Genomic DNA, 12,958 nt, shown 5'->3' with positions numbered 1-12,958 from the left:
TGTCCGGGCGCGGCCCCCGGGGTGCGCCCGGACCGGGAGGATCAGGCGCGGCCGCGGGCCGCCATCCGGGCCTTGCGGGCGGCGAGCTTCTCGTCGAACTTCGACGCCTCGCTGTCCAGCCCGCCCATGTACAGACCGAGCTCCTCCTGGGCCTTCGCACCCTCCGGGCCGAGCCCGTCGATGCTCATGACCTTCAGGAAGCGCAGCACGGGCTGGATCACGTCGTCGTGGTGGATGCGCATGTTGTAGATCTCGCCGATCGCCATCTGCGCGGCGGCCCGCTCGAAGCCGGGCATGCCGTGTCCGGGCATCCGGAAGTTGACGACGACGTCCCGCACGGCCTGCATGGTCAGGTCCGGGGCCAGCTCGAAGGCGGCGCCCAGGAGGTTGCGGTAGAAGACCATGTGGAGGTTCTCGTCGGTCGCGATCCGGGCCAGCATCCGGTCGCAGACCGGGTCGCCGGACTGGTGGCCGGTGTTGCGGTGCGAGACGCGGGTGGCCAGCTCCTGGAAGGCGACGTACGCGACGGAGTGCAGCATCGAGTGCCGGTTGTCCGACTCGAAGCCCTCCGCCATGTGCGCCATGCGGAACTGCTCCAGCTTGTCCGGGTCCACGGCGCGCGAGGTGAGCAGGTAGTCGCGCATCACGATGCCGTGGCGGCCCTCCTCGGCGGTCCAGCGGTGCACCCAGGTGCCCCACGCGCCGTCGCGGCCGAAGAGGGAGGCGATCTCGTGGTGGTAGCTGGGGAGGTTGTCCTCGGTGAGGAGGTTGACCACGAGAGCGATCTTGCCGATGTCGGTGACCTTGGACTGGTCCGCCTCCCAGGCCTCGCCGTCCTCGAAGATGCCGGGGAAGTTGCGGCCGTCGGAGAACGGGACGTACTCGTGCGGCATCCAGTCCTTGGCGACCTTCAGATGGCGGTTGAGCTCCTTCTCCACCACCTCTTCCAGCGCGTACAGCAGCTGGGCGTCGGTCCACGCCTTCGAACTGCCGAGGTGGGGAGAGGTGATCGTCACGGGGAGCTCCTGGGGACGGGAGAATTACCTACGGCTTCGTAGGTTACGAGACCGTAGGTTAAGGCGACCGTAAGGGCAAAGCCAAGCCCGCCACCGGCAGGGGTGGGCGACACAGCGTCATACCCGCAGGTGAACGGGTGGGCGAGGAGTGCTTCGGGGCCCTCTCAGGACCCTGCTTCAGCGGCTTTCAGCTTTCCGGATTCGGTGATTCCACCCCTGGATCCCGGCGCAGATACCGGCCCGTGACGGACGTCGGATGCGCGAGCAGCTCGGCGGGTGTCCCCGCGAAGACCAGCTCCCCGCCGCCCTTGCCGCCCTCCGGGCCGAGGTCGATCACCCAGTCCGCCCGCTTGACCACCTCCAGGTTGTGCTCCACGCAGATCACGGTGTTCCCCGCGTCTACCAGCCGGTCCAGCAGATCCACCAGCGTGCCCGTGTCCGCCAGGTGCAGTCCCGTCGTCGGCTCGTCCAGCACGTACACGCTGGAGGTGCGGTGCAGCTGGGTGGCGAGCTTGATCCGCTGGCGCTCACCGCCCGAGAGCGTGCTGAGCGGCTGCCCGAGCGTGAGGTAGGTGAGCCCGACCTCGTCGAGCGTGCGCAGTTTCCGCAGCAGTGCGCGGTCCTCGAACAGTCCGACCGCCCGCGCCGCCGTCATCTCCAGGACGTCCGCGATCGACCGGCCGCCGACCCGGTGCTTCAGCACGTCGTCGTGGAACCGGCGGCCCTCGCACTCCGGGCAGGTCGTGGTGACCGGATCCATGAACGCCAGATCCGTCGAGATCTCGCCACGGCCCGAGCAGCCCGCGCACGCCCCGGCGGAGTTGAAGCTGAACAGCCCCGCGTCCACCCCGTTCTCCCGGGCGAACACCTTGCGGATGGTGTCCAGCGCGCCGATGTACGAGGCGGGGGTCGAACGGGACGAGGCCGTGATCGCGCTCTGGTCGATCACCACCGCGTCCGGGTACGCCGCCGTGAACACCCGCGACACCAGCGTCGACTTCCCGGACCCGGCCACCCCCGTCACCGCGGTCAGCACCCCGGCGGGGAACGACACGTCCAGCCCCTTGAGGTTGTGCAGATCCGCTCCGTGCACCGGGAGCTGCCCGGTCGGGGAGCGCACGGCCCCCTTCACCGGGGTGCGGCGGCGCAGCGACCGGCCGGTGAGCGTATCGGTCTCGCGCAGCCGCTCGAACGGCCCCTCGAAGACGATGTGGCCGCCGTCGGCACCGGCCCGCGGCCCCATGTCGACGACATGGTCGGCGACCGCCATCACATCCGGGTCGTGTTCGACGACCAGCACCGTGTTGCCCTTGTCGCGCAGTCGCACCAGCAGATCGCCCAGCCTGCCCACGTCGCGCGGATGCAGTCCGACGCTGGGCTCGTCGAAGACGAACGTCAGCCCGGTGAGCGAACTCCCCAGGTGCCTCACCATCTTGAGCCGCTGGCCCTCGCCGCCCGACAGGGTCGTGGTCTCCCGGTCCAGGCTCAGATAGCCGAGCCCGATGCCCACCAGCCGCTCCAGCCGTTCCCGGGCCGCGGCGGCGATGGGCCCGCCCACCGGATCGTCGATCCGCTCCAGTACGCCGACGAGTTCGGCGACCTCCATCCGCCCGTAGTCGGCGGGCGAGAGCCCGTGGACCCGGGTGGCGAGCGCCGCCGCGTTCAGTCGTGCCCCGCCGCAGGATCCGCAGACCCGCTCCACGGTGAACCGCGCGGCGGCCTCGCGGCGCTTCTCGGAGAGAGAAGCGGTGTCGCGCTTGAGATACAGGCGCTCGAAGCGGGTCACGACCCCCTCGAACTTCATGTCGGCCGACCCGGTCCGCAGGTCGAGGCGGACGGTGAACCCCGATCCGTACAGCAGGAGCCGGCGTTCCTCCTCGCCGTACTCGGCCAGCGGCAGGTCGTTGTCGAACCGCCCCGACCCGCCGTACAGATTCCACTCCCAGCTGCCCACCGACAGACCGGGCAGCAGCAGCGCCCCCTCGTTCAGCGACTTCGACCAGTCGATCGCCCGGTCCAGATCCAGCTGGACCGTGCGCCCCACCCCGTCGCACTCCGGGCACATCCCGGCGGGATCGTTGAAGGAGTACGCGGTCGCCCCGCCCGCACTCGGGGCGCCGTACCGGGAGAACAGCACGCGGAGCACCGACCAGATGTCGGTCGCCGTGCCCACCGTGGAGCGGACGTTGCCGCCGAGCGGCTTCTGGTCGATCACGATGGCCACCGACAGGTCCTCGACGGACTCGACGTGCGGCCGCTCGTACTTCGGCAGCCGGTTGCGCAGGAACGAGGTGAACGTCTCGTTCAGCTGCCGCTGCGACTCCACGGCGATCGTGTCGAAGACGACCGACGACTTGCCCGAACCCGAGACACCGGTGAAGACGGTGATCCGGCCCTTGGGGATGCGGAGGGATACGTCGCGCAGATTGTTCTCGCGCGCGCCGGTGATGACGATGTCGCGGTGGGCGGCGCCGGGGGTGTACGGCTCCGCGTCGCGGTCGGGGAAGCGATCCATGAGCGCGACGCTAGGCGGGATACCGGACAATTTCTGTCTGCTTTTTCCGGGAGATCCGGGAGATCCGGGAGATCCGGGAGATCCGGGAGATCCGCGGGCGACGTTCGTACCGGGCGGCGACGTTCCTGCCAGTCGGCGACATTCGTACAAGACCGTGGAGGGGCGGCTCGGCCATCCTCGCCCGCATGGGTATCGATGACAGCACGTACGTGCACGGAATACACGTGGTCCACGACGGTCCCCGGGAGGCGCCGCCGCTCGTGCTCGTCCACGGATCAGGCGCCTCGGGCAACTCCTGGGGCCCGGTGGTGCCGGTGCTGGCCCGTCGGCACCACGTCATCCGGGTCGACCTGCCGGGCCACGGCCAGTCCCCGCCCGCGGCGTCGTACGACGTACCCGGGCAGGCGGCGGTCCTGGCCGCGGCGCTCGACGAACTCGCCCTGAGTTCCGTGACCGTCGCCGGGCACTCCAGCGGCGGATACATCGCCACCGCCCTCGCCGAGCGGCGCCCGGACCTGGTGGAAGCCCTCGCGCTGATCAGCAGCGGCCCGAGCCCCGAAGCGCTCCTTCCGCAGCCCGCCGTTCTGCGGGCGCTCATCGCCCCGCCGCTCGGCCCGCTGATGTGGCGCGTCCGGTCCGACGCGATGCTCCGACGAGGCGTGACCGCGGTGTGCAGCCGCCCGGTCACCGTCCCGGACGACCTGGTCGACGACGTACGGGACATCAGCTACAGCACCTTCAGGACGGTCCTGCGCCGCAACACCGAGTACATCGCCGAGCGGAGCGTCCCCACGCGTCTTGGCGCACTCGACGTCCCGGCCCTCGTGGCCTTCGGCACCGCCGACCCCCGCTGGGATCCTGATGCGGTGCGTCTCTACGACAGGACACCGAACACGCGCGTCGAGCGACTGGCCGGCGTCGGGCACTTCCCCATGCTCGAAGCGCCCGCGGAAACAGGTGAGTCGCTGCTGCGCTTCCTGGCGGCGGCGGGCCGCCGGCCCTTCTAGTCTGGCATCGTGAGGCTCACCGAATCACCCCCCGACTGGTCGGCGGTGGACGTCGCGGTGCCCCGGCACTCGGGCCGGCTCCCGGGAGCCGTCATGGCAGGCTTCCGCCAACTCGCCCCGGTCCACGTGGACATCGCCATGGTCGCGCACCCCTCGGTCACCCTGTTCGTGGACCTGAGCGAGGGCAGCGGCATCGTCCACGACTCCGACGGCGGGCGCGCACGCGGCAGTACGGTCGCGGGGCTGGCGCCGGGAGCCCTGCGGCTCGGCGGCCGGGCGACCGGGCGGATCGAGTGCCTGCAGATCCGGCTGCCGCCGCCCCTGGCGGTCGCGGTGCTCGGCGCGTCGGCCGATCTCACCGGGACGGTCGTCTCGCTGGATGACGTCTGGGGTCGCGACGCCGAGCGGACCGAGGACAGGCTGCGGGCGGCCGGGACGTGGGACGAACGGTTCGCGATCGCGGCCGACGCCCTCGGCCGGCGGCTGGACGTCCGCCGGTCGCCGGACCCGGAGGTGACCGCGGTCTGGGAGCTGATCCTCACCGCCCGTGGCCGGGTGGGCGTCGACAGTCTGGCGAACGAGGTCGGCTGGAGCCGCAAGCGTCTCTGGTCCCGCTTCCGGTCCCAGATCGGCCTCGCCCCGAAGCACGCCGCCCGGCTGGTCCGGTTCGACCATGCCGCCCATCTCCTCGCGGCCGGCCGCCCAGCCGCCGAGGTGGCGGCCTTGAGCGGCTACGCCGACCAGGCCCATCTCCACCGCGAGGTCAAGGCGTTCACCGGCGTGACGCCCACGGCGGTGGCCGCCGCCCCGTGGCTGGCCATCGACGACCTCGCATGGCCGACACCGTAGGAGGCCCCGCCGCACGGGGACCGCCCCACCGCCCCTCGCGCACCGCCCGAGCAGCCCTCGCCCACCGCGTCACCCGCCCTCCCGCACCGCCTCCGCCGTCGTGTCCCGCAGCTCGCCGTCCAGCCGGAGCCAGCGCGTGATCCCGATCGACTCCAGAAACGGCACATCGTGGCCGGCCACGATCAGCGCCCCCTCGTACGCCTCCAGCGCCTCGGTCAGCCGCCGTACGCTCGCCAGATCGAGGCTGTTCGTCGGCTCGTCGAGCAGCAGCAGCCGGGGCGCCGGATCGGCCAGCAGCAGCATCGCCAGCGTCGCCCGGAACCGCTCCCCGCCCGACAGGGTCGAGGCCGGGCGGTCCGCCGCCGCCCCCTTGAACAGGAAGCGCGCCAGCCGGGCCCGCACGGCGTTCTCCGTACGACCGGGAGCCGCCCGCGCCACGTTCCGCGCCACCGACGACTCCTCGTCCAGCACATCCAGCCGCTGCGGCAGGAACCCCGTCGCCACCCACGGGCTCGCCTCGCCCGAGAGGGGCTTCAGCTCACCCGCGATCGTCCGCAGCAGCGCCGTCTTACCCGCCCCGTTGCGCCCGGTCAGCGCGATCCGCTCCGGGCCCCGCACCATCAACTCGCCGCGCAGCGGCGGCCCGTAAGGCGGCACCGGATCGCGCAGCAGCAGCACCTCGCTGCTCGGGTGGACCCGGGTGTCCGGCAGCTCGATCCGGATCTCCTCGTCCTCCCGCACCGCCGACTCCGCCTCGTCCAGGCGCTCTTCGGCCGCCGCCAGCCGCTCGGTGTGCAGGATGCGGTGCTTGCCGGCCGACACCTGGGCCGCGCGCTTGCGCTGCCCCATCACGACCTTGGGCTCCCGCTTGGTGTCCCACATCTTCTGCCCGTACCGCTTGCGGCGGGCCAACGTGACGTGCGCGGCGGACAGTTCGCGTTTCTGCCGCTGTACGTCGGACTCGGCGGCCCGCACCATGCGCCGCGCCGCCTCCTGCTCGACGGCGAGCGCCTCCTCGTACGCCGACAGGTTCCCGCCGTACCAGGTGACCGATCCGTCGCGCAGATCCGCGATCCGGTCCACCCGCTCCAGCAGCTCCCGGTCGTGGCTGACGACGAGCAGCGCCCCCGCCCAGGCGTCGACCGCGTCGTACAGCCGCCGACGGGCGTACGCGTCCAGGTTGTTCGTCGGCTCGTCCAGGAGCAGAACCCCGGGCCGCTCCAGCAGCAGCGCGGCCAGCCGCAGCAGGACGCACTCGCCGCCGGACATCTCCCCGACGGTGCGGTCGAGCCCGATGTGCCCGAGGCCCAGGCCGTCCAGCGTGGCGAGGGACCTGTCCTCGATGTCCCAGTCGTAGCCGATCACCGCGAAGTGCTCCGCCCGGACGTCGCCCGACTCGACGGCGTCGAGCGCCGCCCGCCGCTCCGCGATCCCGAGCACCTCGTCGACCCGCAGTGCGGTGTCCAGGACCACGGACTGGGGGAGATGACCGAGCTCGCCACGGATCCTGACCGTCCCGGAGGCCGGGGTCAGTTCACCGGCGATCAGGCGCAACAGGGTGGATTTGCCGCAGCCGTTGAGCCCGATGAGCCCGGTGCGGCCGGGGCCCACGGCCAGATCGAAGCCGGTGAGGACCTCGGTGCCGTCGGGCCAGGAGAAGGAGAGGGAGGTACAGCTGATATGGGTGTCGGTGGATGACATGCGGAACTCCCGTTGAACGTCGGGAACGGGCAAGGACGGCTGAAGGAACCTGAGATCGCACACGGGCGCTCCGGGCCACGACAGGGCGCGGCGGGCTCTGCACGGTGTGCACAGGACCTCAGATCAGCAACGTCCTACTCCGATCGACGACAACAGGGACGTCTCCGACGGTAGGGCCGGGCCGTGGGCCCGGCAACCGGATTTACGGCCGGGGCGTCAGCACGGACCGCCGAGCAGATCGGTCAGACCCCGGTCCAGGTCCAGATACCGGTGCTCGTCGCCCACCGGAACCAGCTCCTGCGCACGCTGGAGGAAGAGCCGCAGCTCCTCGGTGCGCACATGGACCATCGCGATGCCCTCGGGGGCGTGGAACTCCAGGACGGTCCGCTCGTACCCGAACGGCCGTACGCGTACGTCCCCCTGCCCGGCGGGGGAGTCCACCCCGGTGGTCAGCAGCTCGCGGGAGAACTCCCACGACACCTCGGTGCCTTCCAGGGTCGCCGGGGCCGGGAACGCCATGCGGACGGCGAAGGGGTAATGACGGTCGTAACTGAGCATGGCGGGCAAGGTCTCCATCCGCGGTGCGGACGCGACCATGCGAGCCTGCACGGACTGCTCGATAACGCTGGACAAGACCTGCTCCCTCTCGCGGCTGGGTGAACGGTTCCCGGCACTGGAGTAGACGACGGAACTCCTCGTTTCGTGCACCGGCGCGCGGCGTGAGCTGCGTCACCGGTTCCGTCCGGCTCCTGCCCGTGTCCCCGCGCACCCCCGCTCTCCTGCCCGTTCGACGGCGACGCACCCTGGACGGGTCCCGGCCCGTGGGCTAGCTTCCAGCGCCATGAAGGCCATGGGGAACACGAGACGGCTGATGGCACTGGTGACCGGAGGGGCGGCCCTGGCGGCCGTACTGGTCGCACCGGGCGCACACGCGGCGCAGAACACGGAGGGGAAAGCCACCCCAGCGACCTCCCGTGAGGCCGCCGCGCGCGGGTTCCTGCCCGGATGGAAGCTCACCGGCACCGGCACCGACGCCCGCTTCCGGGGGCTCGCGGCGGTCAGCCGCAGCACCGCCTGGGTCGCCGGGTCGAAGGGCACGGTCCTGCGCACCTCGGACGGCGGCCGCACCTGGCGTGACGTGTCACCGCCGGACGCCGCCGAGCTCGAACTGCGGGACATCGAGGCGTTCGACGGCCGCCGGGCCGTCGCCCTGGCCATCGGCGAGGGCGAGGCATCGCGGGTCCTGCGCACCGAGGACGGCGGGGCGACCTGGACCGAGTCCTTCCGCAACACCGATCCCCGCGCCTTCTTCAACTGCCTGACGTTCTTCGACAGCCGGCACGGTCTCGCGGCGGGCGACCCGGTCGACGGGAAGTTCCGGGTCTTGTCCACCGCGGACGGCGGCCGTTCCTGGCGGGTCCTGCCCGATGCCGGGATGCCCGCCGCCCTGCCCGGCGAGGCGGGGTTCGCGGCGAGCGGCCAGTGCCTGGTCAGCTCCGGCGCCAAGGACGTCTGGCTGACCACCGGGGGAGCGGAGACCGCCCGGGTCCTGCACTCACGTGACCGGGGCCTGACCTGGACGGCGAGCGCGTCGACCCTCCCGGCCGGCGATCCGGCCCGGGGCGTCTTCGCCGTCGCCTTCCGCGACCGGGCCCACGGCATCGCCGTCGGCGGCGACTACCGCCCCGACCAGGCATCCCCCGAGGCGTCCGCCGTCACCGGTGACGGCGGACGGAGCTGGCGGCAGTCCGCCACCCCGCCGCCCGCCTACCGCTCCGGCGTCACCTGGCTCCCGTACAGCCGCACCGCCGCACTGGCCGTCGGCCCCACAGGCACCGACCTCACCCTGGACGGCGGGCGCAGCTGGCGGACGGTCGACCCCGGCTCGTACGACACCGTCGACTGCACCCCCGACCTCGGCTGCTGGGCGGCGGGCGAGAAGGGACGGGTGGCCCGGCTGGGATTCTGACCCCGCGCCGGCCTCACGAGGCGTCCAGCACCTCCCGCAGCCGCGCCGCGAACTCGTCGGGCTTCCCGGGGTAACCGAACTCGCCGTCGAGGAAACCGCCGTGATGGCTCGGGAAGACGGTCACCCGCTGCCCGAGCAGTTCGGCGGCCGCCTCGGAGGTCCGCCCGGTCTGCACGGCCCGGGACTCCTCGCCGACGGCGATCACCACACGGGTGGGGGCCGCGTTGATGGCGTCGACGTCCGGCCGGTGGTCGCTGACCGCCCAGGACCGGTCGGACAGCAGCGGGTCGTCCCGCGAGCCGTCGTCCTCGGCCGGCATGCCGAACGCGGCGGGATCGGGCGCGGGCTGTGCGAAGTAGGCGTCGGTGAACTCGCCCTCCCACGAGGTCATGGCCACGAACGCGGCCATCCCGGCGCCCCACCCCCGCTTCTCGTACGCGTCCCGGACCCCGGCCCGGGCCCGGACGGCCGCCGGGCCGTCCGGGGTGATCGTGATGAGCGGCGGCTCGTGCGCGACGAGGGTGGTCACGTCGTCGGGGTGGCGCGCCACCAGAGCGAGGGCGGTGACCGCCCCGCCGCTGCTGGCGAACATCTCGACCGGCCCGGCCCCGAGCTTCGTGATGACGGCGTGCACGTCGTCGGCCAGGATCTCGGGCGTGTAGTCGACCCGCCCGTCCGCACGACTGGAGCGGCCGAGTCCGCGCGGGTCGTACGTGACGACGGTCCGGTCGGGGAAGCGCGCCGCCAGCGCGGCGAAGCCGCTCGCGTCCATGGGGTGCCCGATCAGGAACAAGGGCGGGTGGCCGTCGGCGGTGGGCAGCGGCCCCCGGACGTCGTACACGAGGTCGGCGCCGGCTGTGGTCAGGGTGTAGGTCTCCATACCCGTACAGACCGGCCCCGCCCCGGAAAGTCATCGGTGGCGGCGACCACAGTCCTTCGCCGTTACGGCAGTTGCTGCCGGTACGGCGCGAGCGCGGGCGCCGTCTTGGTGGCGATGAACTCGGTGATCCGGTACGCGCACACGCCGTGCGCGGCGAACGGGTCGGCCGCCGCGATCTTCTCGATTGCCGCCCGGTCCTCCGCGACGGCCAGGATCACACCGCCGTCCCGGGGGTTCTTGCGGCCCGAGGCGATGAAGACGCCCGCCGCGTACTGCTCGTCGAGCCAGGTGATGTGCTCCGCCATCAGCGCGTCGACGCGCTCGACCGGGGCCGTGTAGGTCAATTCGAGTACGAACATGATCGTCAGGCTACGGGATCCCGGCCGCCGGCCGACGGGACAGCCCGCTCCACCGCATAAGCTCCCCGGTATGACGAGCTCACCCGCCCCCGCCCACGAGACCCCCGCCGACGAAGCCGAGGGCCGGGCGATCCAGGACCGGCTGCGCGACCGGGTGATCCTGGACGAGGCGGGGCCGGAGCCCGGAACCGGCCTGGTCACCGGGGTGGACGTGGCCTACGACGACGAGAAGGACGTCGTCGTCGCGGCGGCTGTCGTGCTGGACGCCGCGACGCTGGAGACGGTCGAGGAGGCCACCGCCGTCGGCACGATCGCCTTCCCGTACGTCCCCGGGCTGCTGGCCTTCCGGGAGATCCCGACGGTGCTTGAGGCGCTGGAGGAGCTGAGCGTCGACCCCGGTCTCGTCGTCTGCGACGGCTACGGTCTGGCGCACCCGCGCCGTTTCGGACTCGCCAGCCACCTGGGCGTGCTCACCGGACTGCCGGTGATCGGCGTCGGCAAGAACCCGTTCACGTTCACCTACGAGGCGCCCGGCCCCCGGCGAGGTGACTTCTCCCCGCTGCTGGACGGCGACGAGGTGGTCGGCCGCGCGCTGCGCACCCGGGAGAACACCAGCCCGGTGTTCGTCTCGGTGGGCCACCGCATCAGCCTCGACAACGCCTGCGCCCACACCCTCCGCCTCGCCGGCCGCTACCGCCAGCCCGAGAGCACCCGCCGGGCGGACGCTCTGTGCCGGCAGACCCTGCGGGAAGCGACCGCCTGACGAAGCCGTAGCGTGCGGTGTCATGAGACGCGCGTGGAGGCTGCCGGCCCTGTTCCTGCTCACTGGCGCGTTCGCCGCGACGGGGTCCGCCCTCGGCGGCGACACCGCCATGACGGCGGTCTTCCCGGTGCTGTTCGTGCTGTTGGCCGTCATCCACTCGCCCCTGGTCTTCCCGGCGCCGGTCCCGGCTGCCGAGGCGGCGCGCCGCAGCGCCGTGGACGGCCGCCCGCTCGTCTACTGGCGGCCGGGCTGCACGTACTGCCTGCGGCTGCGCCTCCGGCTGGGCCGCGACGCCTCCCGGCTGCACTGGGTGAACATCTGGCGCGATCCGGCGGGTGCGGCCGCGGTGCGGGCCGCCACCGGCGGGGACGAGACCGTGCCGACCGTCGTCGTCGCGGACCGGCCGCACATCAACCCGGACCCCGCGTGGGTACGCCGACAGCTGCCGCCCCGCAGGTGATCGTCCCGGGCGTGGAACAACCTGGAACAGTCCTGCAACTGAGTACACGTACGGATGGCATGGATCCGTACGACTGGGCAGGCTGAACACATGAACGCCTCTCGTGCAGCCGTCCGTCCCGCGCCCTTCGACCCCGCCCAGCGCCGCATGGCCCTCGGCATGCTCCTCGGCAGCGCCGTCGGTCTCGTCTGGCTGGGGGCGATGCTCTACACACTGGCCGGCTGGATCTTCTAGACCTGCCGCCCGGCTACCGCACCGCCGCGACCCGGAACCGCAGCCCCGCCGCCGTCAGCCGGTCCAGGAGCGCGTCGCCCATCGCCACCGCCGTGGTGACCTGCCCGGAGGTCTCCGGCAGCTCGTCCAGGGCCAGGCACACCGCCGACTCGGCGAGGATCTTCGCCGTCTCGCCGTAGCCCGGGTCGCCGCCGGACACCTCGGTGTAGACGCGTCGCCCGCCGCCCCCGCCGACGAAGCGGACGGTGAACCAGCTCCGTCCGCGGCGCTCCTCGTCCGGCCCCTGCCCCGGCTCGTAACGGCTCATCAGCCACTCCCGTACGCCTTCCACCTGCGCGGCCGCGACCAGCCCGCCGATCGCCACCGGGGCGCCGAGCGCCATGGGCAGCGTCTTGACCGAGGCGAAGTGGCGGTAGCGGAAGTCGGGGCCGTACCGCTCCAGGGCCCGCGCCGAGCGGCCCACGATCGTCGGGTCGACCGTCGGCAGCGGCAGCGCCCAGGCGTCGGTCTCCCCGCTGAAGTGCGGGGAGCCCGCCGGGGTGCGGACCCGTCGGCCCACCAGACGCGGCTCGTGCAGCCGGCGCTCCCGGGCGGCGGCCAGCATCTGCGGGCCCCGGCCCATCGCGGTCAGCGCCGAGGCGAACGTCCCGCCGGAGAACACCGCGTTGGTACGGACGAAGCCGTCGATCGTCAGGGGGACGTCCTCGGGCAGCTGCTTGACGGTGAAGTACGCCCCGAGGTCGTGCGGTACGGAGTCGAAGCCGCAGGCGTGCACGAGGCGCGCCCCCGTCTCCCGGGCCCGGGCGTCGTGCTCCAGATACATCCGGTCGATGAACTCCGCCTCGCCCGTGAGGTCCGCGTAGTCCGTCCCGGCCTCCGCGCAGGCGGCGACGAGCTTCTCGCCGTACCGCAGGTACGGCCCCACGGTCGTGGCCACCACCCGGGTGGAGGCGGCCAGTTCGGCCAGTGCGTCGCCGTCGTCCGCATCGGTCTCCAGCAGCGGCAGCTCCGCGCAGGCCGGGGCGATCGCCGTGAGCCGCTCGCGCAGCTTCTCCAGCTTGGTCCGGCTGCGCCCGGCCAGCGCCCAGCGGAGAGTGGCGGGCGCGTGGGCCGCCAGGTACTCGGCCGTGAGCGCCCCCACGAAGCCGGTGGCACCGAAGAGGACCACGTCCAAGGGGCGTGTCGCGTCGTTCTGCCTGTTCACG

13 protein-coding genes are annotated in these 12,958 nt (G+C 72.4%); 6 read left to right on the top strand and 7 right to left on the bottom strand.

The features are described from left to right. Positions 1–41: 41 nt before the first annotated feature. Both IE140_RS24140 and IE140_RS24135 read right to left on the bottom strand, forming a co-directional pair. A complete protein-coding gene (locus tag IE140_RS24140; protein ID WP_032762700.1) occupies positions 42–1,016 on the bottom strand; it encodes an acyl-ACP desaturase in 975 nt (324 codons plus the stop codon). 187 nt (positions 1,017–1,203) lie between these two features. Next, on the bottom strand, positions 1,204–3,531 hold the full coding sequence (locus IE140_RS24135) for an ATP-binding cassette domain-containing protein (protein WP_150196421.1): 2,328 nt from the start codon (positions 3,529–3,531) through the stop codon (positions 1,204–1,206). Positions 3,532–3,716: 185 nt separating this feature from the next. On the opposite strand from IE140_RS24135, the gene IE140_RS24130 reads away from it, so the two are divergent. Together IE140_RS24130 and IE140_RS24125 are read left to right on the top strand one after the other, a co-directional pair. Continuing rightward, positions 3,717–4,538, top strand: coding sequence for an alpha/beta fold hydrolase (locus IE140_RS24130; RefSeq protein WP_150196422.1), 822 nt, complete (start codon positions 3,717–3,719; stop codon positions 4,536–4,538). Positions 4,539–4,631: 93 nt separating this feature from the next. Continuing rightward, a complete protein-coding gene (locus IE140_RS24125; RefSeq protein ID WP_093437687.1) occupies positions 4,632–5,387 on the top strand; it encodes a helix-turn-helix domain-containing protein in 756 nt (251 codons plus the stop codon). A 69-nt stretch (positions 5,388–5,456) separates the two neighbouring features. Here the strand turns inward: IE140_RS24125 and IE140_RS24120 are convergent, their stop codons facing one another. Both IE140_RS24120 and ssgD read right to left on the bottom strand, forming a co-directional pair. After that, positions 5,457–7,088 carry an ABC-F family ATP-binding cassette domain-containing protein gene (locus IE140_RS24120; protein ID WP_189460685.1) on the bottom strand — a complete coding sequence of 544 codons (1,632 nt, stop codon included), beginning with the start codon at positions 7,086–7,088 and terminating at the stop codon, positions 5,457–5,459. A gap of 216 nt (positions 7,089–7,304) precedes the next feature. Further along, on the bottom strand, positions 7,305–7,721 hold the full coding sequence (ssgD, locus tag IE140_RS24115; protein WP_150198415.1) for a spore wall synthesis regulator SsgD: 417 nt from the start codon (positions 7,719–7,721) through the stop codon (positions 7,305–7,307). Between the two features lie 208 nt (positions 7,722–7,929). Here ssgD and IE140_RS24110 point away from each other — a divergent pair, with 208 nt between their 5' ends. Further along, positions 7,930–9,057 (top strand): WD40/YVTN/BNR-like repeat-containing protein, encoded by a 1,128-nt coding sequence (locus IE140_RS24110; protein ID WP_093437571.1) that lies wholly within the window; start codon positions 7,930–7,932, stop codon positions 9,055–9,057. 13 nt (positions 9,058–9,070) lie between these two features. Here IE140_RS24110 and IE140_RS24105 read toward each other — a convergent pair whose 3' ends face one another. After that, positions 9,071–9,937 carry an alpha/beta fold hydrolase gene (locus IE140_RS24105; RefSeq protein WP_150198413.1) on the bottom strand — a complete coding sequence of 289 codons (867 nt, stop codon included), beginning with the start codon at positions 9,935–9,937 and terminating at the stop codon, positions 9,071–9,073. Between the two features lie 62 nt (positions 9,938–9,999). Next, a complete protein-coding gene (locus IE140_RS24100) occupies positions 10,000–10,296 on the bottom strand; it encodes a YciI family protein (protein WP_088573724.1) in 297 nt (98 codons plus the stop codon). 70 nt (positions 10,297–10,366) lie between these two features. Here IE140_RS24100 and IE140_RS24095 point away from each other — a divergent pair, with 70 nt between their 5' ends. The 3 genes from IE140_RS24095 (at position 10,367) to mmpA (ending at position 11,753) form a co-directional block, all read left to right on the top strand. Then, entirely contained in the window at positions 10,367–11,059 is a 693-nt protein-coding gene (locus tag IE140_RS24095) for an endonuclease V (protein ID WP_189460683.1), read from the top strand. Between the two features lie 22 nt (positions 11,060–11,081). Further along, positions 11,082–11,519 carry a glutaredoxin domain-containing protein gene (locus IE140_RS24090; RefSeq protein WP_150198585.1) on the top strand — a complete coding sequence of 146 codons (438 nt, stop codon included), beginning with the start codon at positions 11,082–11,084 and terminating at the stop codon, positions 11,517–11,519. A gap of 90 nt (positions 11,520–11,609) precedes the next feature. Further along, the gene (gene mmpA / locus IE140_RS24085; RefSeq protein WP_006128898.1) at positions 11,610–11,753 is read left to right on the top strand and encodes a morphogenic membrane protein MmpA; all 144 of its coding nucleotides are present in this window, start codon (positions 11,610–11,612) and stop codon (positions 11,751–11,753) included. Positions 11,754–11,766: 13 nt separating this feature from the next. Here mmpA and IE140_RS24080 read toward each other — a convergent pair whose 3' ends face one another. After that, complete coding sequence (locus IE140_RS24080) at positions 11,767–12,957, bottom strand: saccharopine dehydrogenase family protein (RefSeq protein ID WP_150198583.1); 1,191 nt, start codon at positions 12,955–12,957, stop codon at positions 11,767–11,769. Position 12,958 lies beyond the last annotated feature (1 nt).

It is taken from the genome of Streptomyces parvus (assembly GCF_014648875.1).
Taxonomy (GTDB): domain Bacteria; phylum Actinomycetota; class Actinomycetes; order Streptomycetales; family Streptomycetaceae; genus Streptomyces; species Streptomyces parvus.
This window is presented reverse-complemented; position numbering and strand designations above follow the sequence as displayed.